33 protein-coding genes and 1 riboswitch are annotated in these 25,380 nt (G+C 62.9%); of the genes, 17 read left to right on the top strand and 16 right to left on the bottom strand.

Annotation, left to right across the window (positions count from 1 at the left end; all coding sequences use genetic code 11):
- Positions 1-372 (bottom strand): YncE family protein (locus tag ASE59_RS08435; RefSeq protein ID WP_414899164.1); only part of this gene is annotated, 372 nt, incomplete at its 3' end.
- Position 373: 1 nt separating this feature from the next.
- Complete coding sequence (locus ASE59_RS08430) at positions 374-739, bottom strand: DUF305 domain-containing protein (protein ID WP_229668351.1); 366 nt, start codon at positions 737-739, stop codon at positions 374-376.
- Between the two features lie 164 nt (positions 740-903).
- A riboswitch (Fluoride riboswitch) is annotated at positions 904-980 on the top strand.
- Positions 981-1,003: 23 nt separating this feature from the next.
- Between ASE59_RS08430 and ASE59_RS08425 the strand changes: the two genes are divergently transcribed.
- Both ASE59_RS08425 and ASE59_RS20890 read left to right on the top strand, forming a co-directional pair.
- Positions 1,004-2,362, top strand: a complete 1,359-nt coding sequence (locus ASE59_RS08425) for a voltage-gated chloride channel family protein (protein WP_056455013.1) — start codon at positions 1,004-1,006, stop codon at positions 2,360-2,362.
- Between the two features lie 120 nt (positions 2,363-2,482).
- Positions 2,483-2,617 (top strand): hypothetical protein, encoded by a 135-nt coding sequence (locus ASE59_RS20890; RefSeq protein ID WP_268795264.1) that lies wholly within the window; start codon positions 2,483-2,485, stop codon positions 2,615-2,617.
- Between the two features lie 245 nt (positions 2,618-2,862).
- Here ASE59_RS20890 and ASE59_RS08420 read toward each other — a convergent pair whose 3' ends face one another.
- From ASE59_RS08420 to ASE59_RS08410, 3 genes are all read right to left on the bottom strand, one after another.
- A complete protein-coding gene (locus ASE59_RS08420) occupies positions 2,863-3,366 on the bottom strand; it encodes a DsrE family protein (RefSeq protein WP_056455010.1) in 504 nt (167 codons plus the stop codon).
- 70 nt (positions 3,367-3,436) lie between these two features.
- The gene (locus ASE59_RS08415; RefSeq protein ID WP_056455007.1) at positions 3,437-3,847 is read right to left on the bottom strand and encodes an ArsR/SmtB family transcription factor; all 411 of its coding nucleotides are present in this window, start codon (positions 3,845-3,847) and stop codon (positions 3,437-3,439) included.
- The gene (locus ASE59_RS08410) at positions 3,844-4,467 is read right to left on the bottom strand and encodes a peroxiredoxin (RefSeq protein ID WP_056455005.1); all 624 of its coding nucleotides are present in this window, start codon (positions 4,465-4,467) and stop codon (positions 3,844-3,846) included. Before ASE59_RS08410 ends, ASE59_RS08415 begins: the two co-directional genes overlap by 4 nt.
- 85 nt (positions 4,468-4,552) lie before the next feature.
- Between ASE59_RS08410 and ASE59_RS08405 the strand changes: the two genes are divergently transcribed.
- From ASE59_RS08405 to ASE59_RS08360, 10 genes are all read left to right on the top strand, one after another.
- Positions 4,553-5,470 (top strand): MBL fold metallo-hydrolase, encoded by a 918-nt coding sequence (locus tag ASE59_RS08405; protein ID WP_056455002.1) that lies wholly within the window; start codon positions 4,553-4,555, stop codon positions 5,468-5,470.
- On the top strand, positions 5,470-5,907 hold the full coding sequence (locus ASE59_RS08400) for a YeeE/YedE family protein (protein WP_200913192.1): 438 nt from the start codon (positions 5,470-5,472) through the stop codon (positions 5,905-5,907). Before ASE59_RS08405 ends, ASE59_RS08400 begins: the two co-directional genes overlap by 1 nt.
- Entirely contained in the window at positions 5,907-6,332 is a 426-nt protein-coding gene (locus ASE59_RS08395; protein ID WP_056454996.1) for a DUF6691 family protein, read from the top strand. The genes ASE59_RS08400 and ASE59_RS08395 overlap by 1 nt, the downstream gene beginning before the upstream one ends.
- Positions 6,333-6,350: 18 nt before the next feature.
- The gene (locus tag ASE59_RS08390) at positions 6,351-6,785 is read left to right on the top strand and encodes a TIGR01244 family sulfur transferase (RefSeq protein WP_056454991.1); all 435 of its coding nucleotides are present in this window, start codon (positions 6,351-6,353) and stop codon (positions 6,783-6,785) included.
- Positions 6,782-8,014 carry an FAD/NAD(P)-binding oxidoreductase gene (locus ASE59_RS08385; protein ID WP_056454988.1) on the top strand — a complete coding sequence of 411 codons (1,233 nt, stop codon included), beginning with the start codon at positions 6,782-6,784 and terminating at the stop codon, positions 8,012-8,014. Before ASE59_RS08390 ends, ASE59_RS08385 begins: the two co-directional genes overlap by 4 nt.
- Positions 8,011-8,793 carry a sulfite exporter TauE/SafE family protein gene (locus tag ASE59_RS08380; protein WP_056454985.1) on the top strand — a complete coding sequence of 261 codons (783 nt, stop codon included), beginning with the start codon at positions 8,011-8,013 and terminating at the stop codon, positions 8,791-8,793. The genes ASE59_RS08385 and ASE59_RS08380 overlap by 4 nt, the downstream gene beginning before the upstream one ends.
- Before the next feature lie 29 nt (positions 8,794-8,822).
- Positions 8,823-9,602 (top strand): TlpA disulfide reductase family protein, encoded by a 780-nt coding sequence (locus tag ASE59_RS08375; protein WP_235515697.1) that lies wholly within the window; start codon positions 8,823-8,825, stop codon positions 9,600-9,602.
- The gene (locus tag ASE59_RS08370; protein ID WP_056454980.1) at positions 9,599-10,225 is read left to right on the top strand and encodes a DsbA family protein; all 627 of its coding nucleotides are present in this window, start codon (positions 9,599-9,601) and stop codon (positions 10,223-10,225) included. Before ASE59_RS08375 ends, ASE59_RS08370 begins: the two co-directional genes overlap by 4 nt.
- A 77-nt stretch (positions 10,226-10,302) precedes the next feature.
- Positions 10,303-10,869: a DsbA family protein gene (locus ASE59_RS08365; protein WP_235515696.1), complete on the top strand. Its 567-nt coding sequence runs from the start codon at positions 10,303-10,305 to the stop codon at positions 10,867-10,869.
- A 20-nt stretch (positions 10,870-10,889) separates the two neighbouring features.
- Positions 10,890-11,780, top strand: coding sequence for an MBL fold metallo-hydrolase (locus ASE59_RS08360; RefSeq protein ID WP_056454972.1), 891 nt, complete (start codon positions 10,890-10,892; stop codon positions 11,778-11,780).
- 187 nt (positions 11,781-11,967) lie between these two features.
- Here ASE59_RS08360 and ASE59_RS08355 read toward each other — a convergent pair whose 3' ends face one another.
- The 6 genes from ASE59_RS08355 to ASE59_RS08335 all read right to left on the bottom strand — a co-directional run bounded on the left by ASE59_RS08355 (position 11,968) and on the right by ASE59_RS08335 (position 16,615).
- On the bottom strand, positions 11,968-12,546 hold the full coding sequence (locus ASE59_RS08355; protein WP_056454970.1) for a recombinase family protein: 579 nt from the start codon (positions 12,544-12,546) through the stop codon (positions 11,968-11,970).
- A gap of 213 nt (positions 12,547-12,759) precedes the next feature.
- On the bottom strand, positions 12,760-13,590 hold the full coding sequence (locus ASE59_RS08350) for a hypothetical protein (RefSeq protein WP_156359965.1): 831 nt from the start codon (positions 13,588-13,590) through the stop codon (positions 12,760-12,762).
- 64 nt (positions 13,591-13,654) lie between these two features.
- Positions 13,655-15,127 (bottom strand): SMODS domain-containing nucleotidyltransferase, encoded by a 1,473-nt coding sequence (locus tag ASE59_RS08345; protein ID WP_056454965.1) that lies wholly within the window; start codon positions 15,125-15,127, stop codon positions 13,655-13,657.
- Positions 15,128-15,357: 230 nt separating this feature from the next.
- Positions 15,358-15,810, bottom strand: a complete 453-nt coding sequence (locus tag ASE59_RS19120; protein WP_082458177.1) for a hypothetical protein — start codon at positions 15,808-15,810, stop codon at positions 15,358-15,360.
- A gap of 120 nt (positions 15,811-15,930) precedes the next feature.
- A complete protein-coding gene (locus ASE59_RS08340) occupies positions 15,931-16,254 on the bottom strand; it encodes a helix-turn-helix domain-containing protein (protein ID WP_056454961.1) in 324 nt (107 codons plus the stop codon).
- The gene (locus tag ASE59_RS08335; RefSeq protein ID WP_056454959.1) at positions 16,238-16,615 is read right to left on the bottom strand and encodes a type II toxin-antitoxin system RelE/ParE family toxin; all 378 of its coding nucleotides are present in this window, start codon (positions 16,613-16,615) and stop codon (positions 16,238-16,240) included. Before ASE59_RS08335 ends, ASE59_RS08340 begins: the two co-directional genes overlap by 17 nt.
- A gap of 381 nt (positions 16,616-16,996) precedes the next feature.
- Here ASE59_RS08335 and ASE59_RS08330 point away from each other — a divergent pair, with 381 nt between their 5' ends.
- The 4 genes from ASE59_RS08330 (at position 16,997) to ASE59_RS08315 (ending at position 19,636) form a co-directional block, all read left to right on the top strand.
- A complete protein-coding gene (locus ASE59_RS08330; protein ID WP_056455026.1) occupies positions 16,997-17,629 on the top strand; it encodes a hypothetical protein in 633 nt (210 codons plus the stop codon).
- A 71-nt stretch (positions 17,630-17,700) separates the two neighbouring features.
- The gene (locus tag ASE59_RS08325) at positions 17,701-18,354 is read left to right on the top strand and encodes a ParA family protein (protein ID WP_056454956.1); all 654 of its coding nucleotides are present in this window, start codon (positions 17,701-17,703) and stop codon (positions 18,352-18,354) included.
- Positions 18,354-18,686 (top strand): hypothetical protein, encoded by a 333-nt coding sequence (locus tag ASE59_RS08320; RefSeq protein WP_056454951.1) that lies wholly within the window; start codon positions 18,354-18,356, stop codon positions 18,684-18,686. Before ASE59_RS08325 ends, ASE59_RS08320 begins: the two co-directional genes overlap by 1 nt.
- Positions 18,683-19,636, top strand: coding sequence for a replication initiator protein A (locus tag ASE59_RS08315; RefSeq protein WP_056454948.1), 954 nt, complete (start codon positions 18,683-18,685; stop codon positions 19,634-19,636). Before ASE59_RS08320 ends, ASE59_RS08315 begins: the two co-directional genes overlap by 4 nt.
- A gap of 735 nt (positions 19,637-20,371) precedes the next feature.
- On the opposite strand, the gene ASE59_RS08310 is transcribed toward ASE59_RS08315, so the two are convergent.
- Genes ASE59_RS08310 through ASE59_RS08290 form a run of 5 tightly spaced genes read right to left on the bottom strand, consistent with a single transcriptional unit; the run spans position 20,372 to position 23,039 of the window.
- Entirely contained in the window at positions 20,372-21,922 is a 1,551-nt protein-coding gene (locus ASE59_RS08310) for a type IV secretory system conjugative DNA transfer family protein (RefSeq protein ID WP_082458176.1), read from the bottom strand.
- On the bottom strand, positions 21,922-22,203 hold the full coding sequence (locus ASE59_RS08305) for a hypothetical protein (protein WP_056454946.1): 282 nt from the start codon (positions 22,201-22,203) through the stop codon (positions 21,922-21,924). The genes ASE59_RS08310 and ASE59_RS08305 overlap by 1 nt, the downstream gene beginning before the upstream one ends.
- Entirely contained in the window at positions 22,200-22,424 is a 225-nt protein-coding gene (locus ASE59_RS08300) for a conjugal transfer protein TraD (protein ID WP_037533475.1), read from the bottom strand. Before ASE59_RS08300 ends, ASE59_RS08305 begins: the two co-directional genes overlap by 4 nt.
- A 13-nt stretch (positions 22,425-22,437) precedes the next feature.
- Positions 22,438-22,767: a conjugal transfer protein TraD gene (locus tag ASE59_RS08295; RefSeq protein WP_056454942.1), complete on the bottom strand. Its 330-nt coding sequence runs from the start codon at positions 22,765-22,767 to the stop codon at positions 22,438-22,440.
- On the bottom strand, positions 22,767-23,039 hold the full coding sequence (locus ASE59_RS08290; protein WP_156359964.1) for a hypothetical protein: 273 nt from the start codon (positions 23,037-23,039) through the stop codon (positions 22,767-22,769). Before ASE59_RS08290 ends, ASE59_RS08295 begins: the two co-directional genes overlap by 1 nt.
- Positions 23,040-23,191: 152 nt before the next feature.
- Between ASE59_RS08290 and traA the strand changes: the two genes are divergently transcribed.
- Positions 23,192-25,380, top strand: a 2,189-nt coding sequence (gene traA / locus ASE59_RS08285) for a Ti-type conjugative transfer relaxase TraA (protein WP_235515694.1), incomplete at its 3' end; no start/stop codon positions are given.

Raw genomic sequence — 25,380 nt, 5'->3', positions numbered from 1 at the left:
GCGCCCGACATAGGTCGTGTGCTTGACGGTGTTGGTGGCGGTGTCGATCCACGACACGGCGTTGGATCCGATCGACACGACCGCCAGTGTTTTCCCGTCCGGCGAGAAGCCGAGGCCGTGAACCAGCACCTGCCCCTTGTAGAGCGGGGAAAAATTCATCGGCTGCGGATCGCCGAGCTTGATGACGCCGAGCAACCTGTTGTCGGCCGGGTCCGTTACCGACACCGTGTTGGAGAATTGTTCGGATGCATAGACGCGGTCGCGGTGGCTGACAGGCACGTCCTTGGCGTTCCACGGCGCCTGCTGAGCCATGGCAATGCCCGGTGCGGCGCTCATCAGCAAGGCGGCCGAGAGCAGGAAGGTCCGGATCATGTCAGTGCTCCATATGGCTGTGGTGGTCGCCGCCCTGCGTCGGGGCTGGCGTCGAAGGGGGTAGCGGCTGACCGATCGCCAACTTCATGGCGGCGATCTCCTGCTGCTGATCGATGATGATCTCCTGCGCGATGCGCTTGAGCTGCTCGTTATGGCCGTAGCGCAGCTCTGCCACCGCCATATCAATGGCGCCCTGGTGATGCGGAAGCATCATCGCGACGAAATCGCGGTCGACGTCGCCGGACGGCTTGACCATCATGCCCGCCATCATCCGGTCCATCGCGGCAGATACCATGCTGGCGTAGCCATCGGCGGGGGCGGCCGCGACTGCGCCGGTGAGCATGGCCGAAGCAGTCAGACCCAGCATCCAATTTCGTCTACGCATAAGCCTCCTGCGGATCAGTCTCGAAAGGGTAGACGACGCCCGTCGGGGTTTATTCCATGGGTGAGCCAATTATTGATCCTCAGCAAAACAATCGTCTCATCGTGACCCTGCCGTTGGTTGACCAGGTCGCCGTCGGACAGCATATGCTCGGGCACGGCGATGGATTTCCGCCGGGCCATTCGGCCGAACCGCCCTCGCAAGGGCCGATGATTCCTACCAGGCGCCGTAAGGCAGCAAGGAGGAATCGTGCGCGCGACATTTCGCAATCTCTACGACCAGTTCAACATGGCAGCGTTCATTCGCGATCGCCGCACCCATGCCATGTCGGTGCTGCGGTGGGCTTTGATCCTGGTCCCGATGGCCGCAACGGTGGGAACGCTCTGCGCAGCCTTCCTGTGGAGCCTCGATGCCGTAACCCGGATTCGCTTCGCCTTTCCCTGGCTGCTCTACCTGCTGCCGATCGGCGGGTTCGTGGTCGGACTGCTCTACCATCTGACAGGGCGCTCGGTCGAAGGTGGCAACAATCTTATCGTCGAGCAGATCCACGAACCGGGGGGCGGCGTGCCGCTGCGCATGGCCCCGCTCATTTTCTTCGGCACGGTCGTGACACATCTGTTTGGTGGATCGGCGGGGCGCGAAGGCACCGCCGTGCAATTGGGCGGCAGTCTTTCCGGCGGGTTCGGGCGCGCCCTCAAGCTGGATACGCAAGCAACGCGCATCCTGCTGATGACCGGGATCGCGGCAGGGTTCGGCGCAGTGTTCGGGACGCCGATTGCGGGAGCGGTCTTCGCGCTGGAGGTGCTGGCGATTGGCCGGGTCGAGTATCGCGCGCTGGTGCCGTGCCTGGTCGCGGCACTGGTCGGCGACTGGACCTGTCTTGCCTGGGGCATTCACCACGGTATCTACCAGGTCGATGCGACAGTGCCGGTCGACGCTCTAATCGTCATCAAGGCTGGCGTCGCGGGCGTCGTATTCGGGTTGGTCGGACTAGCTTTTGCGGAGGCCAATCATGCGTTTGGCGGATGGCTGACGCTCATGGTGCCTTATGGCCCACTACGACCCGTCATCGGTGGCGTGGCCGTGATCGCACTGGTCTGGCTGTTCGGAACGCGCGACTATCTCGGCCTTGGCACGCTCGCCGCGACATCGGACGGCCTGACCATCGCCAGCTTCTTTGGTCCCGACACCCATCCACGGAGCTGGGCGCTGAAGCTGCTCTTTACCGTCGTGACCCTGAGCGCTGGCTTCAAGGGCGGAGAGGTGACGCCGCTGTTCTTCATTGGCGCGGCGCTCGGCAATGCGCTCGCGCCCATGTTCGGAGTGCCGACGGGGGTCTTCGCGGCGATCGGCTTCGTTGCGCTGTTCGCGGGTGCTGCCAACACGCCGCTTGCCTGCACGTTCATGGGGATCGAATTGTTCGGGGCGGCCTATGCTGTGCCGATCGCGGTCGCATGCTTCGTCGCCTACCTTTGCTCGGGTCATAACGGCATTTATCTGTCGCAGCGCGTCGCAGTCCCCAAGGTGCCTGCTGCGCACCTCACACCCGGTGCGACCCTGCGTGATGCCCGCACGCACCGTGCTTCCCGCCGACGCTCGCGCGTCTGATCCTGCTTCCTATCGAAAGGCCCGTTATGCCTGATCGTTTCACCGTCCAGCACCGCGAGGTTGGAATGCTGCGCATCTATTTGAAGCCGTCTGACAAGGTCGGCCCACGTCGCTTCTGGGGTGCGACCTTTCTATCGCGAGCTGATCCGCACCGCGAAGGCGGACGGCATCATCAACGCCGTCGCGCAGAACATGCATTACGGCTTCAGCAATCGCGGCCCGGCGGCATTCAACCGTTCCGATCCTGAAAGCTGACTGGCAGGAAAGTCCCCATGAGAAGTCCGTCAGCCGGGGCCATTACCAGCCGGTCGGCTTCCGACCCAAAGGCAGACGTACGTGAGGCATGTTGCCGGTCTTGGAAGCGGACATTCTGAAACGGGGTTCTGACACACGCAAACCCCCGGAAAACCGTGGTCGCGTCTGCAGCGTCAAAACCGACCGGTTATGACACCAGCAGTATTACGGACTAGAATGACGAAACAGGAAACGTGTTGGCGTGGTCAGTCGGGGATCAGTGCCCAACCACGCAGCTGCAACGTCGCCATAGTCGTCAGCGCAGACACGTCAGTTTCGACATTTTTTCCTACCGTAGCGGGATCGATCTTGTTTCCAATAAGAGCCTGGCTGCATACCCGAACGGACACACCCGCCTTTTTCAATGCCTCAATCAAAGCAAGGTTGGGGTTCGCAGCTACCCCCGTCTTTGTCGCATAGGCGCGATCTTCGGTGACGATGGGCGTCGCCGCACCGTGGACAATCACGACGACATCGCCTTGTTCTGGACGAACGCCATCGTTACCTAGCAGGTTCAGGAAGCGGGCGACCTTCTCCAAAGATGGATTGATCTGATCCGGCGTTGCCGCGGCCTTGGTCACATTGAACAGTACGCGATAGCGCAACTTGCGATCAGGCCGTTCCGCAGCACCTTCGATAGGTGTGATCGCGCCATATCCTGGTATGACCGCCTGCCCAGGCACGCCGGCTGAAGCACTGACGCTGCTCATGAGTGACAAACATGCTGCAAGAGCAATGATTGGCATACGCATCCGCTTTTTCCTTCTTTAGCCAAAATGATCAGCCAACTTTCGCAAAAACGGCCGCACCAATGTTTTGCGGTCGAACCACGGACGGCGTCTCGCGCGGCCGCACTGGGCGGGGGGCCGGGGCCGTTTGGGGAACCGACAGGTCGTCGGCTCCGAACATCGCCTCCAAAGTTCGCACGCACAGTGCGGCTGTCTCGTCGGCAAGACGGTAGTAAACCTGTTTGGCCTCCCGCCTGGTCTTAACGAGATCGGCGCGCCGCAGCTCGGCAAGCTGCTGGCTGAGCGCTGGTTGGGTCACGCCCGTGGCGGTCTCGATGTCCGCCACCTGCCGTTCGCCGCCCAACAGATAGGACAGGATCATAAGCCGCTGAGGCTGCGCGAACACGCGCAGCTTCTCGACTGCAACGTCGGCGATCGCGCGGGACTGATACATCGCCGTCACCGGTCGGCCTTCGTTTGGTGAAACCAGTCGGCGCCTGCGTTCCCTGGCAAAGCGGGAGGCAGGAGCACGTCGTCGCCCGGCTGCCAGTCAGCGGGCGTATAAGCCTCGCCATCGGCCGAACGCTGCAACGCCCTGACCGTGCGAAGCATCTCGTCGACCGAACGCCCGACATTCATCGGATACCAGCTGAGTGCGCGGATAATGCCTTCGGGATCAATGAAGTAGGTTGCACGCACCGTTGAGGCATCGCCGGCCTGCTCGTCGAGCATGCCGTAGGCATACCCAACCGCCATCGAGGGATCCTCGATCACCGGAAACGGCACCTCGACATCAAAAACTTCGTGGATCGCGCGAAGCCAGGCGACATGAGAGTAGAGGCTGTCGACCGACAGCCCCAACAATACGCAATCCAACTCCTCGAATTGAGGGGCCGCTTTGGCCAAGGCCACAAACTCGCTCGTGCAAACCGGCGTGAAGTCGGCAGGGTGCGAGAAGAACACGACCCAGCGCCCACGATACTGATCCAGCGCAATCTCGCCCTGCGTGGTGCGGGCGGTGAAGTTCGGGGCTGCATCCCCGATGCGCAGCGATCGCGGCATGTTCGCATCCATCATTTCCATTCCTCCCAAATGGCACGAACACCCCGTTGACGCAATATGTTTACATAACTACATAAACCGTGATACTGATTAAACGGAGGTGGTCATGGACCCGGTTTTGAGCGAAGCCAACGCCCAGATCAGACGCGCAAAAACGGCTGGATTGCCGGTCGTTCAGTCCTTTTTTGATGAGCCTACCAACACAGCGACCTACGTCGTTTGGGACGCGGCGACGAAAAAGGCTGCGATTGTCGACAGCGTCCTCGATTTTGACGCCGCGGCGGGCCGGACCAAAACCGCGTCGGCGGACGCAGTGATCGCTTACGTGCGGGATCAGGGGCTGACGGTCGATTGGCTGCTGGAAACTCATGCACATGCCGATCACCTGTCCGCGGCACCCTATCTTCAGCAGGCGCTTGGCGGGCAGCTCGCGATCGGTCGTGAGATCATCCGGGTCCAGAACGTATTTGGCAAAATCTTCAACGCTGGCACCGACTTTGAGCGCGATGGCTCGGAGTTCGACCGGCTGTTCGAGGACGGCGACCGCTTTGCCATCGGCAACATCGACGCCATTGCGCTGCACGTGCCCGGCCATACGCCGGCGGACATGGCCTATGCCATCGGTGACGCGGTCTTCACCGGCGATACGCTCTTCATGCCCGATTACGGCACCGCGCGGGCAGACTTCCCTGGTGGCGACGCACGCCAGCTATTCCGCTCGATCCGCCGGCTCATGCAGCTGCCGGACGAGACCCGCCTGTTCCTCTGCCACGACTACAAGGCGGTGGGCCGCGACGAATATGTCTGGGAAACGACTGTAGGCGCGCAGCGTGCCGGCAACGTCCATGTCCACGAAGGGGTCAGCGAAGACGACTTCGTCGCAATGCGGACCAGTCGCGACGCCACCTTGTCGATGCCCAAGCTCATCCTGCCCTCGATCCAGGTGAACATGCGCGGTGGTCATCTGCCGGAGCCGGAAGCCAACGGCACCCGCTACCTCAAGATTCCGCTGGATGCGCTGTGATGCCGGGCTTTCCCCATGCCATGCCATTCGAAGGCTTCATCGGCGGGCTGATGATCGGTGTCGCCGCGGCGATCATGCTGCTCGGAAACGGCCGCATCGCTGGAGTCAGCGGCATGTTCGCGCGAGTTCTGGGTCTTACCGATGGAGGTCCGCCATGGGCAATCGCGCTGTTCTTCACCGCGGGTCTGCCTTTGGGCGCGGGTATTGTTGCAGCCAGTTTAGGCGTGAAGGCCAGCTTCCCTACATCGCTTTCGCTGATCGCCGTCGCCGGTCTGATCGTCGGTATCGGAACACGGCTCGGGTCCGGGTGCACCAGTGGTCACGGCGTATGCGGCCTGTCTCGCCTGTCGCCCCGGTCCATCGCCGCGACCGCTACGTTCATGGCGACCGGCGTCGTCACGGTCACGATCATGCGTCTGTCCGGGGTACTACTGTGATGCGCCAGAACCTCATTTCACTCGCCAGCGGGACGCTGTTCGGCGCCGGCCTTGCCGTCTCGGGAATGATCGATCCGGCGCGCGTGCGGGCGTTCCTCGATGTCACCGGCGCGTGGGACCCGACCTTGGCGTTCGTCATGGCGGGCGCAATTCTGCCGATGGCGATAGCGTGGTTCGTCGTGCGGCGTCGCTCGACCCCGATTGCGGCCGAACAATTTCACACGCCCGCCACCTCGCCGATCGACCGGCGCCTCATCGGCGGTGCGGCCTTGTTCGGTATAGGCTGGGGCATCGTCGGATTGTGCCCAGGTCCTGCCATTGCCGCACTGGCGATCCAGCCTCTGCCGGCACTGATCTTCATCGCTGCAATGGCCCTCGGCGCTGCCGTCCACCGCTTTGCATTCACTTTCCGCCGTTCGGCCTGATCAGACAGGAGACATCACATGGCTTTCAAGCAGATCACCTCGTCCTTCTCTGCCGCCCCCCAGCTAACGCAAGCCGACCTCGCCGCTGCCGCGCAGGCAGGATATCGCTCGATCATCTCAAGCCGCCCGGACGGCGAGGAGGCGGGCCAGCCAAGCGCGGAAATAATGGCTCGATTGGCCAGCGAACACGGGCTCGCGTTTGCGCATGTTCCAATCGTACCGGGCAAAGCGACTGACGCCGATGCGGATCGCATGAAGGAGGCGCTGGCCACGCTGCCACAGCCGACGCTCGGCTTCTGCCGCAGCGGGACGCGCGCGGCGACATTGTGGGCATTGGCCGAGGCCGATCGCGCCGACCCGACGACGATCATCGGCCAGGCAAAGGCAGCCGGGTACGACCTTGCCGATCTCACGCCTGCGCTGAAGCGCCGTTCCGAAAGGGCTGATCAATGACCTACGACATCGTTATCATTGGGGGCGGTGCCGCCGGCATCGCGACCGCTTCCAGCATTCTGAAGCGCAACGCCAAGGTGACGATCGCGGTCGTCGATCCCGCCACGGACCACTATTACCAGCCTGGTTGGACGATGGTCGGAGCCGGCGTCTTCACGCCCGAGCAAACCTGGAAGGCCGAAGCCGATGTGATGCCTAAGGGCGTCCGGTGGATACGGTTGCCCGCGATCACCATCGACCCCGACCGCAACGCGATCCAGCTCGGAGACGGAAGCTCCATTGATTATCACGTCCTGATTGTAGCGCCCGGGCTGCGCTTGGCGTGGGAGAAGATCGAGGGGCTACCAGAAGCCCTTGGCCGCAACGGTGTCACCTCCAACTATCGCTATGACCTGGCGCCCTACACCTATCGGCTCGTCAAGGAATTGCAGCAGGGGCGTGCGCTGTTTTCGCAGCCACCAATGCCGATCAAGTGCGCCGGCGCACCGCAAAAGGCCATGTATCTCTCATGTGATATCTGGCGAGGCTGCGGCGTCCTCCCCGCGATCGATGTTGAGTTCCACAACGCCGGCGCCGCCCTGTTCGGGATTCCGACCTACGTCCCGGCGCTGATGGAATATGTCGAGAAGTTCGGCATCGATCTCAGGCTTGAATCCAACCTTGTCGCAGTCGACGCCGATCGTCGTGTCGCCACGTTCGAGCGCAAGCAGGACGGCGTCTCCGAGAGGATCGAACGCCCGTTTGACATGCTCCACGTCGTTCCGCCCCAAGTGTCGCATGCCGTCGTCGCCAATAGCCCGCTCGCGGCCGCGAACGGCTTTGTCGAGGTCGACGAGACTACGCTGCGGCACAAGCGATTTGAAAACGTCTTTGGCCTTGGCGATGCCGCTGGGACCAGCAACGCCAAGACGGCCGCTGCTGCTCGCGTCCAGGCGCCGGTAGTCGCGGTCAACGCGCTGGCCGCGCTCGACGGCAGCCCCCCCGTTGCCGACTATAATGGTTACGGCTCATGCCCTCTCACGGTCGAACGCGGTAAGATCGTCCTCGCCGAGTTTGGCTATGGCGGAAAGCTGCTGCCCAGCTTCCCATCCTGGCTGCTGGACGGAACGCGACCCACGCGCGCCGCCTGGTTCCTGAAGGAGCGGATGCTTCCCCCGATCTATTGGCAGGGCATGCTGAAGGGCCGCGAGTGGATGGCCGCCCCGCATGAAATCGGCGAGGCAGCATGACTCTCGAACCGATCCAGTATCTGCTTGGCACCCTTTCGGGCAGCCTGGTCGGATTTACCCTTGGCCTTGTAGGAGGCGGGGGTTCGATCCTTGCCGTACCGCTGATGGTGTATCTGGTGCGCGTGCCCGATGCGCACCTTGCAATCGGCACGAGTGCGTTTGCCGTGGCAGCCAATGCCGCGACCGGTCTGATCGGCCATGCAAAGGCTCATACCGTAAAATGGCGGTGCGGGGGCATGTATGCCACAGCGGGCGTCATCGGTGCGCTGCTGGGGTCCACCGTCGGCAAGGCCGTCGACGGCGGCAAGCTGCTCTTTCTGTTCGCGCTCGTCATGGTCGTCGTCGGCGTCCTGATGCTTCGCGGGCGGGGTGACGCAGGTAATCCCGGCGCGGAATGTAACCGGGAGAAGGCACCCAAGGTGCTGGGCTACGGCCTTGGGACGGGCTTGTTCTCAGGATTCTTTGGCATCGGAGGTGGCTTTCTGATCGTTCCGGGCCTGATCGGATCGACGGGTATGCCGATCATCAACGCGGTCGGCACGTCGTTGATTGCTGTCACCGCCTTCGGCCTGACGACCGCCGCTAATTATGCATTCTCCGGGCTGGTCGACTGGCCGCTTGCCTTCGTCTTCATTGGCGGCGGGGTCGTCGGCGGGTTGATCGGCACACGCATCGCCAAGCGCCTTGGCTCGGGCGGAACGCTTACCACCGTCTTCGCGGTGCTGATCTTCGTCGTGGCAGCTTACATGCTTTGGAAGAGCGCAGGCGCGTTTCTCTGATGGGAAGCGCGATTGCCATCGGACCGCTTATGATGGCGGTCGATCGTGGATTGGCGGTACTGTGCGTCGCCGTGTTCCTGGGGCTCACGACCGTGGCAGGGCGGTTCCGCTTCCAGCAAGTGTCTACGGTTACGACCGGTGCCATCGTCGCTGGACTGGTGGCGGCGCGGATCGGCTATGTCGCGGCACATTGGGCAAGCTATGTCGAAGCGCCGCTATCCATTTTCGCCGTCTGGCAGGGTGGCTTCTCTGCGATGGCCGGCATCGTTGGTGCTGCCGCAACGCTGGCTTTCCAGCTTGGCCGAACACGCGCCTTGGCGGTGGGCTGGGGGGCATTGGCGATCGCGGGGGGCCTGTGGTTTACGCTCCAGGCGCTTATCCCGCCCGTGACCTATGGCCCTTTCCCCTATCATTTAACGTTGAGGACGCCGTCCGGCGCTCCTCTCCCGCTTGCACGCTTCCGAGGCCGCCCCTTCGTGGTCAATCTATGGGCGACATGGTGCGGGCCGTGCCGGCGCGAGCTGCCGATGCTCGACGCCGCGGCAACGCGCAATCGTGATGTGCCGATCCTGCTTGCCGATCAGGGTGAGGCACCAGCAATCGTCACCGGGTTTATTACCCGTGAAGGCATCGGCGTGAACAATGTCTCGCTCGATCATGCCCGTGGGCTTTCCCAAGCCTTCGAGGTGGCTGGTTATCCCGCAACCGCCTTCGTCGCTGCGGACGGCACGATCATGCAGCTTCAGTTCGGCGAGCTGTCGCGCGCCGCCCTCGCCGATGGAATCGATAAGGCAAGGAAACCCCGATGAACCGACGCAACCTGCTCTGTCGCAGCTTTCTGGCGTTGCTCGCCGTCGCCGTGCCGACGATGCCAGCAGTCGCGCAGCAGCCCGATCTGTCGCGCAAGGCGGTCGTGGACGATCCCGTTGCTCCGAAGCGTGCCGGCCAAGCCTATGACGTCACCGTCGTCGAGTTCTTTGACTATAACTGCCCCTATTGCCGTCGCATGGAGCCGGTGCTGAACGCGCTGCTTCGCTCCGACCCGAAGGTCCGGATCGTGTATCGGGATTGGCCAATATTCGGACCCGCCTCCCGTGAGGCGTCCCGGGCGGCCGTCGCGAGCCAGTGGCAGGGCAGGCATGCCGCCTTCCATGAGGCGCTGCTTGCCTCGCCGGCGCGGCTCGACAGCGCCGGTATCAGAGCAGCTGCTGTGAAAGCCAAGGTGGATTGGCCGCGTCTGCAACGTGACCTGAAGACGCGTGGCGCGGAAATCGACGCGCTGCTCACACGCACCAATGCGATTGCCGAAGCGATCGGGTTCAATGGGACGCCGGCGCTGATCGTCGGCTCACAGGTCGTGGCGGGCGCGGTTGATCTGGCGACGCTGCGGCGCCTCGTTGCGACGGCACGCAGCAAGCCCGGAGGACGTTGAGCGTGCCGGGGTCACTCAATCGGAGGCAGGCGGTCGGGCTCGGCGCTGTAATCGTTGGGGGCTGGGCGGTCGGACAGGTGCTACGGCGCACCGCCCCGATTGGGCGCGACGTTGGTCCGACCGCCGACCTGATCCTGGCAGGCGGCGGTTCGCCTGAACACGGTCCTGCCGATGCGACGCTGCGGCTTGCCGTGTTCACCGATTACCGCTGTCCGGCCTGCCGTCATGCCTTTCCCGCATTGGAAGAGGCGGTGGAACGCGATGGCAAGGTTCGGGTCATCTACAAGGACTGGCCGATCTTCGGTCCACCGTCCGAACGTGCCGCCAGCATCGCGCTCGGCTGTGCCGAACAGGGCATCTACCCCGCCGTTCATCGCCAGCTGATGACCGACAGTCGTATGATCGATGACGATATGCTGCGGGACGTCGTCACCGGCGCTGGCGGGGACTGGCTGCGCGCGACGACCTGGCTTGCTGCGCATGCACAGGCTGTCGCGGCACGCCTGCGGGCGAACGGCCGAGAGGCCTATTCGATCGGTTTGGCCGGCACCCCGGGCTTTCTTGCCGGACGCGTGCTGGTGATGGGCGCAATCGAAGCGGGTGATTTCGAACGGTTGTTCGCGCGGGCGCGGACGGAACGCTAACAGAGCGAGAGGATGCATACATGATCGAGTATAAGCACGATGGCATGACCGTTGCGTCGCTCCATGACGAACACACTGGCAGCTTCCAATATGTTGTCATCGACGACACCACGAAAACGGCCGCGATCATCGATCCAGTCCTGGATTTTGATCCGCGCGCTGGTGCGACCGCGACCCGCAACGCCGATCTTATCCTCGACTATGTGCGCGAGAAGGGGCTGACCGTCGAATGGGTGCTCGACACCCACCCACACGCCGATCATTTTTCAGCTGTTCCGTACCTTGCCGACAAGACCGGTGGCAAAACCGCGATCGGCGACAAGGTCGTGGAAGTGCAGAAGCTGTGGCGGGACATTTACTGCCTGCCCGATCTCGCCGTGGACGGCACCCAGTGGGACCGGTTGTTTGCGGATGGCGAGCGTTTCCGGATCGGTACGCTAGACGCTGAGGTTATGCTGTCTCCGGGCCATACGCTCGCCTCGATCACTTATGTCATCGGTGACGCCGCGTTCGTTCACGACACGCTGATGGTTCCCGATAGCGGCACAAGCCGGGCAGACTTCCCGGGTGGTGATGCTCATGCGCTGTGGCGCTCGATCCGCGCCATCCTCGATCTGCCACCCGAAACCGCAACTTATGTCGGGCATGACTATGGCAAGGATAGTCGGGACGTACTTGGTCGCTCGACCGTCGCCGATCAGCGTCGCGACAACATCCATGTTCACGATGGCATCGACGAAGCCGAGTTCGTCGCGACCCGCGAGAAACGCGACGCATCGCTCCCACTACCCGACCTGATGCTTGCCGCGCTTCAGGTGAACATACGTGGCGGCCGACTGCCAGATCCTGACGAATGTGGGACGGCGTTTCTCAAGGTGCCACTGAACCAGTTTGGACCTGCTGCTTCATAGCTCAGTTCGCGCTGTTTCAAGTGTCACAACCGAACGGTTGTGACACGACGTGCCGGCGGCTCTCGACCGTTCCAATCCTGAAAGCTGACTGGCAGGAAAGTCCCCAATTTAAGACGTTGCGGGTCACGTGAACGAAGGGTGAGTTCTAGAGCCACGACGGAGGCCGCTACCCTCTCTCGGAATCCCGTTACTGCCCTTCCGCGCTGATGCTTTCTTGCTCCGGCGCTGGAAGGTGGCGGTAGAGTGTTGGAACTGAGACCCCGATCGCGGGGGCGATCTCACGCATCGGCATCCCGGACGCCAAGAGTTTGCGAGCAGCCGCGAGCCGGTTGGGCGTCATCACCGTCTTCCGGCCGCCCACCCTCCCCTCCCGCCGCGCCACCGCGAGGGCGGCTGTCGTGCGTTCGCGGTTAAGGTCGCGCTCCATTTCAGCCATGGCAGCCATAATGTGGAAGACGAGCTTGCCGGCAGTGCCGGCCGTGTCGATGCCGTCGGTCAGCGATCGGAACCCGATGCCGCGCTTCGCCAGATCAGCGGCCAGGTCGACCAACCCCTTCATCGTTCGGCCCAAGCGGTCGAGCTTCCACACGACCAACACGTCGCCGGGTCGGGCATGGGAGAGCGCGTCTGCCAAGCCGACGCGGTTCGCCTTCGCACCGCTCGCCTTGTCGCTGAAGGTCCGTTCGCAACCTGCCTCGCGCAACGCATGGAGCTGCGGTGTCAGATCTTGTTCCGCTGTCGAGACCCGGGCGTAGCCGATCAGCATGAAGCGTTCTCAAAACTCATTTCTTGTGCCTAGCACGGGTCCCCGCAATCGAGAATGTGTTTTGATACGTCCGTGACCGCTGCTAGACGTTCTCATATGATGGCGCGTCAAAATCGATCGTTTGTGAGAAGGCTATGTTGGCAGCCGGCGGACAGAGTGGGTATGCGGATGACGTCCAATCGACGGAACTACCGACCCTAATGGAACAGACTGCTAACCCGTTGCCTGCTGATGCCTGCGCCAAAGTTCATCTAAGTGCGAGGCGTTCTTTTTATAAACCCCAGGGGCCATCATCGGCGCTCCCTCGACGGCAGAATTATAGTCGCCCATGAATACAAGCAGGTCCCCCTCCGGGTATCCCGCGGCACGGATTGCTCTAATCCTGGCCTGTGTCGAGGACAGCGCTAGGTGCGCGCGTGCGTAATCCCGTGCGCTTCCTAAAACCTCTTGAGAGATTAAAAAGATAAGAACGACCAACGCAAGGCGAGACGTAAAGGCGATCTTCGCAGCGTCGATAAAGTACACGGTCGAGACGAACAAGCCAAAGCATATCGACCCGTAGACTACGAGTTTTCGCCAAGTGGATGCAGCGCTGAGCCGGTATAGCCGACAGGAATAAAACGCGCTTTCCTCGATTAATTCGAGTAGTCGCTCCTTGCCCTTTTCCTTCGTGCTAGCAAAAAACTCAGGGTTGTGTGCCCGTTCACCCTGTTCTTTTGTTACCGTAAACCCGGACTCAATGTCCCTTATTTCGCCCGGTGAAACTGTTCCGACTAAGCCTTCCACGACAAGGAGTGCTCTGCGGCCTCGCTCAGCTTGCGCCCGGCTAGCTCGGTACAACCAGTCTGCATACGCCCAGCCAGCAAAGATGACAGCGGCAAGGATTGCCAACAACAGGGTTACGGTCGTGTCGCTCACAAAGACTGTAACTGCCGAAAGCACGGCCAGGGTTAGCTGCGCTCGCCCCGACCAAGTGAATAGCTTCTCGGCTTTGCCAAACTCAGCGTTCGTCAGCCCTTCCAGTATCTTAGCTTCAACTACCAACCTGCTTGCTCCCTCTGCCGCATGCAGCATAGGGCCAAACCTACCGGGACCAAGCGCTGCGTCCTCATGTGATCACGACATGGAATGGGCGGCTCTGGCCCACGAGCCTGCCGTCGCCATCCCGGATCACGAACGCTTCGGCGAGGTGCACGCCGCGATATTCAAGCGGCTCCCACCGCCGCGTTCCCTCCTGCGGCGTCTCGAAGCCGCCGCGCCCTTTGCCGATTGCCATGGCAATCGCGCCAGTGTTGGTGATCCTGTAGCGAACCGAGTGGCCGGACGGGAGCCGCTGGCCATCGTTGACGAGTACGTCAAACCAAAGCCCCCCTCTGCCGGGAACCTGTTCGAAATCTTCCACCCGGCGCCCTTCCGGCGAGTTTCGGTTCGGTCGCCAGGTGGCGGCAATTTGAACGCGATCGGAGACGATGTCGGCGCGCGGCCAGATTGGTTGGCGCATATGGCTGGGCCGATCAAGGCTCGGTTTCCAGAGCCAGCGCCCCACTCGGGTGACCATGTCGACAATCCTGCTGTCGTGGTGCGCGTCAGAACGGATCAGCCCTGCCAAGAGCACATTCGGATCCTCGTCAACTTCGTCCTGGTCGGCGCTTTCGGTCAAGGAGGAACTGAGCACCGTGATGCCCTTGGCGAACTTGTCCCCGAAGATTTCACGCCAAGCGAGAATGCTTGCGAATTTGCCTTGTGTCTCGAAGGCGGTGTCGATCTTAGCCCGAAGTTCACTCACCGCGGTTCGTAGATCGGCGTAGGCCTGGTCTGTTAATGAGGCGGCGAAGTCCTCGCTGATGAGTTCGGGGTTAGGCACCTGTGGGCGTCGTGGGCGCGCCTGCAGCCAAGTGTCGAGGCGACGCATGATTGTGCGCAGGGTGGTGGGCACGTCCTTGAACTCGGAGGCGCCAGCGTCCGACCATTGTATGCGCTCGCCAATGAGTGTGGTGAGGAGGACCGAGGGGCAAGCGAAGTCACCTCGGATGTCTCGTAAGTATTTGATGAGCCGGGCAACCTTCCGGAACGAGTTAGATCCCGAGTAGCCATTCTTCGCGTTGAACCATTCGGTGTATTTAACGGGTTCGGTTCGCTCGAAATCGTTGGTGGCGCGGTTGCAGACCTCGAGGCGTTCGGCGACCTTGCGGCCGCGAACGCAGGGAGCGATGTCGATGCGCCGGTCAGTAGCGTAAACGATCGTGACGCAATAATCCCAGACTTCAACCTTGTCCTTGTAGAGGCCGCTCGCCTTAAAAGCGTCGCCGAGCTTGGATACGTAGTTTGCGGCCGTCCAGCCCTCGACAGGGTCGACGATGACGAGGAGGTCAGCGTCAAATTCCTTGCTATCGACGGGTCGGATAATAGTGTTGTGCGCCCAAGAGCCTTGCTCCACGAACTTCCAAACTCGCGGTTCCCAATCGGCCTCTCTGATAAACTTCTTAATGGCGTCGACGCTGGCTTCCAGGGTGTCGATCCGGTTCTGGTTGAGGTTGACCGTGTCAGTCAAAAACTCCGAGAAATGCTTGATCAGTTTCATGCGGTCCGCTCGTATCCGAGATGCGGACCTTAGCCGGGCCGCTCTTGCTGTTGTGTCTGGCTGATCAAGGTACCTGCGTTATGGGTGGTTCGGCTAGGGTCAGATGCTCCCGTCTGACCTACGAGCTATTTCCGCGACGGCTGAACCATGTCGTGCCTCTTCCCGGCCCTAGTCCGCTGCAGGAAAGTGACGATAGTGTTGCTTCCGCGACGCCGATCGTCGGCGCGCGTTCAGGTGAAGAGGTCGCCGATTGCGCGCACTCGGAAGGCGTTGTGCCATCGACGTCGGCGATGCTCGCTGGCGTCGTGACGCATGTGGCAACGCTGGCAGAGCGCGGCGAGATTGCGCGTCCGGTTGTCGCTTGGATCATGGTTCAGGTGTGCGCTTGCGAGGACCACGCGCGTGACACGCAGATGAGCGGGCGGGGCGATGCCAATGAACCCGGGTTGCGCGCGTGAGAGATCGTCGGGCGTCGGCAGGCGCCGGACTTTTCTACCCTGCCCGTCGCGCCACAGGGCCGCATCCTCATCCCACCAGATCCCGTTTCCAAGATGCAGGACGTCGCGGCCGTGAGGACGGCTGCAATGCTCACAGCGTCCCTTGGCACGGGTAAAGCGAATGACCGCAGACAACTCGGGCCAGTCGATCGGGTATAGCCAACGATGTTCGCGCGCGATCGGCATGACGATTCTATGAGTCACGCAGGCATAGAACGAAAGCAGAAAACGCCTGTGATTCAGATTTATCATCATCACTAAGCGATTAAGCGACTAAGGCACTAACCGATTTAGCTAATCTACGGTTTAGGCGAGCACTTCCAGTCCATGCTTTTGAACGACCGTGAGCAGTTTCAGGGCTAGGCCGCTCGGCTTTTTCGTGCCCGCTTCCCACTTCTCGACCGTGCTTTCGCTGGTGTTGAGGTAACGCGCGAATACCGGTTGGCTGACATGGTGGCGCTCGCGCAATTGCTTGATCTCGGCCGGCGCGAACGTGGTTGGCACAGCCAGGCACGTCTCATCGAAATGGCGCATGGTCGCCTTGCTGATCGTGCCCGCCCGCAACATACCGGACGCGCTGCTGTGAATCGCCTCGAAGGCGTCGCTCTTGAATTTAGGCTTTGCGGGCATGGCAAATCTCCGTCAGTTCCTTGGCCTTCAGTTCTAACTCAATCTCCACATCGGTCTTCTGGTCGTAGAGGTCAGCGAGATCACGAAAGGCGCTCAGCTCGGCATCGGTGATATTATCGCGGTCCTTCTTGGCGAACAGATAGGTGTAGACCCAATAGCGCCGCCCTTTGGCCAGGATGATGCTGCGATGGCGATTCTTGTCGAGCCGCTTCTTAAACACGCCCCCGCCGAGGTCATCGCACTGGCCTTTCCGCACCTGCTCGACCGCATCGCATAGCTCCTTGTCGGCAATGAGTGCCTTGCGTGCCGCCTTCGAGAACCAGGCCGTCTTGAAGGTTCGCGGCTGTTCTCCATCCGACATGGCTCATGTGTAGCACCTAGTCCGGTGTTTTTCAATCCTCTCGCTGATGGGCGCGCCCATGCGGGCCGCGCTCTATCTCCGCTGCGCTTCGATCAAGCCGCCTTCGGCGTCTCGCCCCATGCGGGTGACGATCACTCGCGTGGCGGCATGCCTGCCCGGAGGTCGCCGGCGACGCCGGCGATAGCATTTGATCGGCAGGGAAAGTGGGGGGGCGCCCCCTCTCCCAGCAACGGCAATCAGCCGGGCCGTGGCTCGGCTGCGCCTGCGCCCGCACCACCCCGGCAGATTCCCGCTGCCCCCTCACCCCCCGCTGTTCGCCACGAGGCAGGGCCGATGGCCGAGGCCATCGCCCATGCGGGCGATTTGAAGGGAGGCAGGACGATGGAGCAGGACAATCGCGAAAGTTGGTTGAACCGGGTGGCGGTCGGCATGGCCCCGCTGTTCGGGGCGTTGGGCGCCCCCCTGCCCTCCCGGGTGCGGGTCGCGATCGGGTTCACAAGCTGTGGCGCCAAAGGCAAGGCGATCGGCGAGTGTTGGGATAACCGGTGCAGCGGTGACGGGCACTTCGAGATCTTCATCCGTCCCGACCTCGCGTACGCCTCCGACGCGATGCCGGCACAGATCGCCGCAATCCTCGCGCATGAGCTGGTCCACGCCGCGGTCGGCATCGCAGCGGGGCATGGGAGGGCGTTTAAACGGATTGCGCTCGGTCTCGGCTTGGTCGGGCCGATGCGTGCCACTACTCCCGGCGATGTCTTTCTCGCGACCATAACCCCAATCCTTGCTGGAGCCGGTCCCCTCCCCCATGCTCGGCTCGACACAGGTGGCGACACGACGCGGCCGAAGAAGCAGGGAACGCGGCTACTCAAATGCGAGTGTGAGGCGTGCGGCTATACGGTGAGGACCGCGCGTAAATGGCTGGAATTGGCAGGCGCGCCGTTGTGCCCGATCAAGGGGCATGGGGTGATGCGCCACGATCCAAACGAAGGCGACGAGAATTCAGACGAGAGCTAAGCGACTAAGTGGCTTTACGACTAAGCGGCTAAGCGGTATAAGTCGCTTAGCCGCTTAGTAGGAGCAAAGCTGTGCAGGTATGGGCCGTCATCGCGCAGAAGGGTGGGCAATCGAAGACCACTCTTTCAACCGGCTTCGCCGTCGAGGCGGCGCGGGAAGGGGCATCCGTCGTCATCCTCGATGCCGACGACCGGCAGGGGTCCGCGCTCTATTGGTCGGAACGCCGCGACGACGACGACGTGATAGTGAAGGACAGCAGCGTCGCTGGCCTCCCGCTCCACGTTTCGCGTGGACGCGCCAGCGGGAAGATCGATCTTATCATCATCGACACGCCCGCGAATTCCAAGGACATCGCCATGCTCGCGGCCGAGCAAGCGGACTTCGTCATTGTCCCCGTCGCGCCGCGTGGGCTGGACGTTCATTCGGTGCTGCAGACGGTCAAGCAGGTGCAGCAGGCAGGCACTCCGTTTGCGGTCATTTTGACGCAGGTTCCGCACCAAGGCGGGGAGGGGCAGGAGGCCCATGCCGGCTTCGCGGCCAAGGGCGTAACGCTGTTCGACAGCCGGCTCCACTTCCGCAAGGACTTCTACAAGGCCACGCCACTCGGGCGGACGGCGGCCGAAACAGAGCCGGACAGCAAGGCTGCAGCCGAGCTGCGTGCCGCTTATATCGAGGCTAAGCGACTAAGCGGCTCTACGACTAAGCCAGTAAGCGAGGCAGCATAATGGCGAAGAGACCGTCCGCACTTGCCAGCATCTTCGATGATGAGCCCGAAGAGGCCGCAGCGGCTCCCATCGCCGAGGCTGCCTCCGAGCCGCAGCAGGCGGTCGGGCCACGTCGATCGCGGCGCTCGCCCGACACGCCGACACCGGTAGCGCCAGCGCGTCGCAGTAGCCATCCAGGCAAGAAGCCGGTGCTGATCCACATTCCCGAGGACATGCACCGCGCGCTGCGCCAGCTCAGTGTAGAGGAGGGCGGGGAGCCGCTTACCGTCGTGACCGAGCGCCTGCTCCGGCAGTATCTCGTCAAGCGGGGCCACACCAGGTTTGCTCCGTGAGCAAGCGGCGTGATCCCAATCCCGAGTTCGACCTGTTCATCCCGGCGCTTGGCGACCTTCCGCTCAAGGACCAGCGGGAGGTCATGGAGCGTCCGTTCTTCTCGCTGCAAAAGCGCAAGCGTCTCAAGCCCATCGAGTATCGCAGCCCGGATGGCGAAGCGTGGGTGCGCGTCCAAGCGATCCCCGACTATGGCATGGCGACGATTTGGGATGCTGACATTCTGATTTGGGCGGCATCTACCCTCAATCGCATGAAGCAGCAGGGCTTGAACGACCTGCCGCGCACGCTGACGACGACCCCTTATGACCTGTTGCGGGCTATCAAGCGTGGCACTGGAGGTAGGGACTATCAGGAGCTGCAAGCGGCGCTGCTCCGGCTCCAGACGACCTCCATCACCACCTCAATCCGCGCGACCAAGCGCCGGCAGAAAGCTGGCTTCAACTGGCTTGATAGCTGGACCTTCGACACCGACGCCGAGACCGAGCAGCCGCGGGGCATGACGCTGACGCTTTCGGATTGGGTTTATGAGGGGATCGTCAACGAGAAGTCGTTGCTTACCATGCATCCCGATTATTTCCTCCTGTCCGGAGGACTGGAGCGGGCGCTGTATCGCATCGCGCGCAAGCATGCCGGCACGCAGCGCGGGGGATGGTTGTGCCGGGTAGAGGTGCTCCGCGACAAGACGGGCAGCGATGCCCAGCCTAAGGAATTCAACCGGATGCTTCGGCGCGTGATCGAGGCTGACCAGCTTCCCGATTATACAATGGAAACAGCCGAAACGACCGACAAAAGCCCGGCCGTGCTGTTCAGGCTCCGCGGCGAGGCCGAAGCGCTGGCGCTGGCCGAGAAGATGCGCGTGGAGGAGGAACGGCGCGCCCGCATCGACGCCGATCGCCGGCGCACGGACGAGGTGGACGCCCATATGGACCGACTTGCCGGCCGGCGGTGACTATCGGGGTTTCACCCACCTCAACGCTATTTATCGGGGTTTCACCCACCGGTTGGAATCATCGGCCGATCACCGAAGCACTTTAGCTCGGACGGGACAGGCGGCTAGTCTGTGGATAACTGGCATGCAGAGCCTATTTCGGCACCCTAGACCCGGGGTTTCACCCACCATTCGTTCGGGGGATCACACACCGCACTATCGGGGGATCACACACCGAATCACGGGGTTTCACCCACCAGCGGTGCCGCTAAGCAACTGATAAGCCAAGAGGATTCGGGACATTTCTAGCCCTTAACCTTCTTAAGGATTCCTATTTAACAGAATCACTTAATCCCAGCCGACAACGTGAGAACGCAAAAGGACCAATGGAATCGGCCTACCGGCCGATGCACTTTTGTTGCGTGACGGCATAGCCGTCACCAGAACGGCGCAAGCGCCGCAGGGCTAGGCGAGAAGAGAGTCGGCGAGGTAGCGGAGGAATAATGCCCGAGCGCCGCCCAGAGCGGCTGCCAGGGCAGAAAAGGACTTCCGCTAAGAGAGGAGGCCCCGGTAACGGCAAACGTCGCTAGAAGGGCTTAAATTGCCATGCGGGTTTGGTAGGCGGTTAATCATAACACCGCCTACCGGTGGGTCTAACTTCCGGTCCGCGAAAGCACGAATTATCGCCGATTATACGGAGGAGCGGCGCTGCCTTACGGCGCGGCAGGTGTGTGTGTTCGTGCTTTCGCGGACCATTCAAGCCGGATCAAACAAGCCGGCAAACTCACGCTGGTCGTAATATCGGATTTTCTCGACCGCGAGCGGATGTTCGCCTTGGCGGAGCAGCAGGAGCTGGTCGGGTCGCATCCGCATGATTTCGTCGGGTGTAGCAAGACGGCGGGCCGAGACATGACCGCTGACGCTTTCCGATGGGCCGGCGCGATTTTCGCCCCAGCCCGTGCCGCGCGACGTGCTGACGGTATCATATTCGATCGTGGTGTCGCCGATCGTGCGCGAGAGCATGTCGGCGGTGGCATGGTCGTTGACCCCGAACGTTTGGATCACGCCCGCGTTGGACATGAAGGTGCCGGCGCGCTCGCCATAGGTCGCCTTGAGCTGGTGCATGTCCTGAAGGATCGGCCAGAGCTGGAGGCCATAGCCCGCCATCAGTCCCATTGCGCGCTCGACGGGTTCAAGGCGACCGAGCGCGGCGAACTCGTCGAGCAGGAACAGCACCGGCCGGGCAGGGCGGGCGGTGGACCGCGCCATGTCGGTGACGGCCTGGCTCACCAGCAGCCGCAGCCAGCGGGCATAGGTGTCGAGCCGATCGGGCGGCAGGCACAGGAACACGGTGGCGGTCGTGTCCTTCAATTCCGCGAAGGTGAAATCCGACGCGGCCGTGCTGGCGACGATGCGGGGGCTATCGAGAAAGTGAGTGTGCCGCTGCGCCGAGGACAGCACGCCGGCGGCTTCGCGATCAGACTTGCCGAGCTGCCGGTTGGCGGCGCGGGCGATCAGGCCACCGGCGCCGGCGCTGTCCTGCATATCGGCCAGCAGCGCGGCGAAGGCGGCAGGGGCGAGCGTCAGCTTGTCGCGCACCGTCGCCAGCACGCGGGCGTGGGCGGGTTCGTGGACGACGGTGTGCAGGATCAGCCCGGCGATTAGCGCCTTGGCTTCCTCGTTCCAGTGGGCTTCGCCCGATTGTCCCGGCGCGTCATGCACCAGCGCGTCGGCGAGGGTGTTGGCATCTTCCGCGAGATCGAGGCTGGCGGGATCGAGCCGGTCGAGCGGATTGTAGCGGGCAGGGGGCTGACCCGACACGCCGAACGGATCGAGGCACCAGACCTTGCCCTTGGCGGCACGCGCGCGGGCGGTGACCCGCGCGTTCTCGCCCTTGGGGTCGATGCAGATCACCGAGCGATCCAGCAGCAGCAGGTTGGGGATGATCGTACCGACGCCCTTGCCCGATCGGGTGGGTGCCATCGTCAGCAGATGCGCCGCGCCGTCGTAATGCAGCAGCTTGCCCGACTTCGCCGAGCGGCCGATCAGAAGATCTCCGTTCGCTTCCAGCTTCCGCACGTCGGCACGGTATCCGAAGCGGGCGGAGCCGAGCAGATCGCTGCGCTGGTTGGCGGCACGCCGGTTGAAGCGCCAGGCGAGGAACAGGACCGCGCCGGCAAGCAGGAACGGAATGTCGGTCGCTATCTCGCCATAGCCGAAGATGCCCTTGAGCCAGGCGTTGCTCGCCATCAGCACCACGAAGGCGACGAAGACCGCGAACAGCGGGCTGATCCGTCGCCTGAGCATCAGTGCGCGCCCATCGGCGTGACCGGCAGGGACCGATCGGCGTCGGGGTGATCGAGCAGCCGGAGCAGGATTTGCGAGACGAGGGGAGGGGGCACGCCCTCATCCAGCATCATCTCGAAAAACGCATCGTCGTTGCGCGTCGGGATCATATCCTCGATGACTAGGTTGGCGCGCGAGTCCGCCATGTCCTCGTGCCACATGGCAACTTCCGCCGGGGTACCGCGCACGAAATCCATCGCGCGGACCTGGCGGCGGATCGCCTTAATATCGAAATCGCTCATTGCGCTTCGCTCCCTTCCGCTTCCGCGTCGAACGCGCGTTTTCCGCGTCTTTTCCATAGCGCCAGGATGTCGCTAGAATCGTCGCCACGACCACGTCCGGCGAGATCAAGCAGCGCGCCGTAAAGGGTGGCGCGATCGTCGTCGGTTAGTTCGACCAGGCCGGCTTTCTGGACCAGCCCGCCCAGCTCAATCAGGTGGCGCGTTCGTTCGCGACGTTGCACGACCCAGCCCCTGCTATCCGTCCGCCGTTCCGCTGCTTCCGCCCGCAGCGTCGCCGCCCGGTTCAGTCGCAGCGCCCGATCCGTCGATTGCAGCAGCGCCAGCACCTTTGCGCCCGCGCCGTTGAAAGAAGGCAGCGCCCTTCGCGCGCCATGCCTCCTTCGCGCTGGCATCCTTCGATCCGATCGCATCGAGCAGGACGCCGGCAAGGGTTTCCGCATCGAACGCATCGGCCCCGGTTGCGGCGACGAGCTGGCCGAGCTGTTCGACCCGCTTCGCCTTGAGCGACCGAGCCTTGTCACTCAGCGCCCTCAGCTCAGCATCATAATCGCGGACCTTACGCATCACGCGTCATCCTCATCCGGGTTCTCCAGCGCAGCAGGAATATCCGACCACAGCGAACCCGCTGTGCCGCTCACATCGACACCGGGTGGCGCTTCCGTGCCCCAAACAATGCGCCAGCCATAGATTACGCCATCCTCCCGCCATGCCGTCGTGACTGGCGTTTTCGTCACGCTGAAGGGGTAACTAGCGAGCGTAATAGCGCTGATCCCCAATGCACTCGCGATATGCTCATCGCGGTGACGTTCTGTCGTTTCGTCGTCGGGACCGCTCATCATATTCTCTCTGCTTCGGGCAGTTTGCCAAAGTGTGGGGAGAGTTCAAGTCAGAAAGCCGCACCAAGTCAATCATGAAAAGCGCAGCGAGTTGTGAGTGCGCGCTTATACGTCGTTGCCGACATGCGCTAAGTAAGGCAGTGTGCGGCATCATGGCGATCTACCACTTCTCCGCCAAGGTTGTGAGCCGCGCAAACGGGTCGAGTGCCGTTGCGAGCGCCGCTTATCGTTCCGCTTCCGAGCTGCACGATGATCGGCTTGGGCGTAACCACGATTTCAGCAACAAGACGGGTGTCATTCACTCCGAGGTGATGTTGCCGGAGGGTGCACCGGAGCGTTTAAACGATCGCACGACGCTGTGGAACGAGGTGGAAGCAGGCGAGAAGCGCAAGGACGCGCAGCTTGCCCGCGAGGTGGAGTTCTCGATTCCTCGTGAGATGAACGAGAAGCAGGGCGTCCAGCTCGCGCGCGATTTTGTGAAAAAGCAGTTTGTCGATCGCGGAATGGTCGCGGACCTGAACGTGCATTGGGACAAGGCGAAGGACGGCACGCCCAAGCCGCACGCGCATGTGATGATGACGATGCGCGACGTAGGGCCGGAGGGGTTCGGGAAGAAGAACCGTGACTGGAACAGCACCGAACTGTTGAAGGACTGGCGCGAGGCGTGGAGCGCACACGTCAACGAGCGCATGGCCGAACTGGGGCTTGAGGGTCGCATCGACCATCGCAGCTATCAGGCGCAGGGCATCGAGCTTGAGCCGCAGCACAAGATCGGTCCGGCAGCGTCGCGCAGGCCGGAGCAGGGGCTTGAGGCGGAGCGGATCGAGGATCACACGCGGATCGCCCGTGAAAACGGCGCGAAGATCATCGCCGATCCCAATATCGCGCTGGACGCGATCACCCGGCAGCAGGCCACGTTCACCACTCGCGATCTTGCGACGTTCGCGTTCCGGCACAGCGACGGCAAGGAGCAATTCGACCAGGTGATGGGGGCGGTGCGGGGATCGCCCGAACTGGTCGCATTGGGGAAGGACGGACGCGACCAGGAGCGGTTCACGTCGCGCGACATGATTGCGGTGGAGAACCGGCTTGAGCGCGTAGGCGACGAGCTGACAGGCCGCGTCGGGCATGGCGTCGCCGATCGGCATCGTGATGCGGCGATCGGCGCGGCCAGCGCCAAGGGCCTTGTCCTGTCCGGTGAGCAGCGCGACGCCTTCGATTATGTGACCGGCAGCGCCGGGCTGGCGTCCGTCGTCGGCTATGCCGGTTCGGGCAAGTCGGCGATGCTGGGCGTCGCGCGCGAGGCTTGGGAGGGGCAGGGCTACACGGTGCGCGGCGCGGCCTTGTCGGGTATCGCGGCTGAGAACCTTGAGGGCGGGTCCGGTATCCAGTCCCGCACCATCGCCAGCCTTGAACACGCATGGGGGCAGGGGCGCGAGCAGCTAGGCCCGCGTGACGTTCTGGTCGTGGATGAAGCCGGCATGATCGGCTCGCGCCAGATGGAGCGGGTGCTGTCCCAGGTACGTGACGCCGGTGCCAAGGTCGTCATGGTCGGCGACCCCGAGCAGTTGCAGGCGATCGAGGCCGGCGCGGCGTTCCGCAGCGTTACCGAGCGCCACGGCGCGGCCGAGATCACCGAGATACGCCGGCAGCGCGAGGACTGGCAGCGCGACGCCACGCGTGCGCTGGCGACCGGGCGCACCGGGGAGGCGATCCACGCCTATGACGGCAAGGGCATGATCCACGCGGCCGACACCCGCGAGCAGGCGCGGGGCGAGCTGGTGGACGGTTGGGATCGCGCGCGCCAGGCCGAGCCGGGCAAGAGCCGGATCATCCTCACCCACACCAACGCCGAGGTGCAGAGCCTCAATGGGGAGGCGCGCGACCGGTTGCGTGCATCCGGCGACCTTGGCGACGACGTGACGGTGAAGGCCGAGCGGGGCGAGCGGCAGTTCGCGACCGGCGACCGCATCATGTTCCTGCGCAACGAGCGGGGCATGGGGGTCAAGAACGGCACGCTGGCGACGATCGAGCGGGTATCGCCCGAGAGGATGGCGGTGCGCCTCGATGACGGGCGCGGCGTCGCGTTCGACATCAAGGATTATGCCCATGTCGATCATGGCTATGCGGCGACGTTCCATAAATCGCAGGGCGTGACGGTTGATCGCGCGCACGTCCTCGCCACCCCCGGCATGGACCGCCACAGCGCCTACGTCGGCATGTCGCGGCACCGCGACGACGTGCAGCTCCACTATGGTCGCGACGACTTCGCTGACCAGCGCCAGCTCGTCCGCGCCCTCTCGCGCGACCGGGGCAAGGACATGGCCGGCGACTATGCCCG

It is taken from the genome of Sphingomonas sp. Leaf10 (genome assembly GCF_001421245.1).
GTDB lineage: Bacteria > Pseudomonadota > Alphaproteobacteria > Sphingomonadales > Sphingomonadaceae > Sphingomonas.
The sequence above is the reverse complement of the archived record's forward strand: the minus strand, read 5'-3'. Positions and strand labels throughout refer to the sequence as shown.

What these genes read in the sequence shown, in the direction of transcription:
- ASE59_RS08430 (WP_229668351.1), bottom strand. Translation starts at nt 739, where the DNA reads ATGCTGGGTCTGACTGCTTCGGCCATGCTCACCGGCGCAGTCGCGGCC.
- ASE59_RS08420 (WP_056455010.1), bottom strand. Translation starts at nt 3,366, where the DNA reads ATGAGCAGCGTCAGTGCTTCAGCCGGCGTGCCTGGGCAGGCGGTCATA.
- ASE59_RS08410 (WP_056455005.1), bottom strand. Translation starts at nt 4,467, where the DNA reads ATGGAAATGATGGATGCGAACATGCCGCGATCGCTGCGCATCGGGGAT.
- ASE59_RS08405 (WP_056455002.1), top strand. Translation starts at nt 4,553, where the DNA reads ATGGACCCGGTTTTGAGCGAAGCCAACGCCCAGATCAGACGCGCAAAA.
- ASE59_RS08400 (WP_200913192.1), top strand. Translation starts at nt 5,470, where the DNA reads ATGCCGGGCTTTCCCCATGCCATGCCATTCGAAGGCTTCATCGGCGGG.
- ASE59_RS08395 (WP_056454996.1), top strand. Translation starts at nt 5,907, where the DNA reads ATGCGCCAGAACCTCATTTCACTCGCCAGCGGGACGCTGTTCGGCGCC.
- ASE59_RS08390 (WP_056454991.1), top strand. Translation starts at nt 6,351, where the DNA reads ATGGCTTTCAAGCAGATCACCTCGTCCTTCTCTGCCGCCCCCCAGCTA.
- ASE59_RS08385 (WP_056454988.1), top strand. Translation starts at nt 6,782, where the DNA reads ATGACCTACGACATCGTTATCATTGGGGGCGGTGCCGCCGGCATCGCG.
- ASE59_RS08380 (WP_056454985.1), top strand. Translation starts at nt 8,011, where the DNA reads ATGACTCTCGAACCGATCCAGTATCTGCTTGGCACCCTTTCGGGCAGC.
- ASE59_RS08375 (WP_235515697.1), top strand. Translation starts at nt 8,823, where the DNA reads ATGATGGCGGTCGATCGTGGATTGGCGGTACTGTGCGTCGCCGTGTTC.
- ASE59_RS08370 (WP_056454980.1), top strand. Translation starts at nt 9,599, where the DNA reads ATGAACCGACGCAACCTGCTCTGTCGCAGCTTTCTGGCGTTGCTCGCC.
- ASE59_RS08360 (WP_056454972.1), top strand. Translation starts at nt 10,890, where the DNA reads ATGATCGAGTATAAGCACGATGGCATGACCGTTGCGTCGCTCCATGAC.
- ASE59_RS08355 (WP_056454970.1), bottom strand. Translation starts at nt 12,546, where the DNA reads ATGCTGATCGGCTACGCCCGGGTCTCGACAGCGGAACAAGATCTGACA.
- ASE59_RS08345 (WP_056454965.1), bottom strand. Translation starts at nt 15,127, where the DNA reads ATGAAACTGATCAAGCATTTCTCGGAGTTTTTGACTGACACGGTCAAC.
- ASE59_RS19120 (WP_082458177.1), bottom strand. Translation starts at nt 15,810, where the DNA reads ATGCCGATCGCGCGCGAACATCGTTGGCTATACCCGATCGACTGGCCC.
- ASE59_RS08340 (WP_056454961.1), bottom strand. Translation starts at nt 16,254, where the DNA reads ATGCCCGCAAAGCCTAAATTCAAGAGCGACGCCTTCGAGGCGATTCAC.
- ASE59_RS08335 (WP_056454959.1), bottom strand. Translation starts at nt 16,615, where the DNA reads ATGTCGGATGGAGAACAGCCGCGAACCTTCAAGACGGCCTGGTTCTCG.
- ASE59_RS08330 (WP_056455026.1), top strand. Translation starts at nt 16,997, where the DNA reads ATGGAGCAGGACAATCGCGAAAGTTGGTTGAACCGGGTGGCGGTCGGC.
- ASE59_RS08320 (WP_056454951.1), top strand. Translation starts at nt 18,354, where the DNA reads ATGGCGAAGAGACCGTCCGCACTTGCCAGCATCTTCGATGATGAGCCC.
- ASE59_RS08310 (WP_082458176.1), bottom strand. Translation starts at nt 21,922, where the DNA reads ATGCTCAGGCGACGGATCAGCCCGCTGTTCGCGGTCTTCGTCGCCTTC.
- ASE59_RS08305 (WP_056454946.1), bottom strand. Translation starts at nt 22,203, where the DNA reads ATGAGCGATTTCGATATTAAGGCGATCCGCCGCCAGGTCCGCGCGATG.
- ASE59_RS08295 (WP_056454942.1), bottom strand. Translation starts at nt 22,767, where the DNA reads ATGCGTAAGGTCCGCGATTATGATGCTGAGCTGAGGGCGCTGAGTGAC.
- ASE59_RS08290 (WP_156359964.1), bottom strand. Translation starts at nt 23,039, where the DNA reads ATGAGCGGTCCCGACGACGAAACGACAGAACGTCACCGCGATGAGCAT.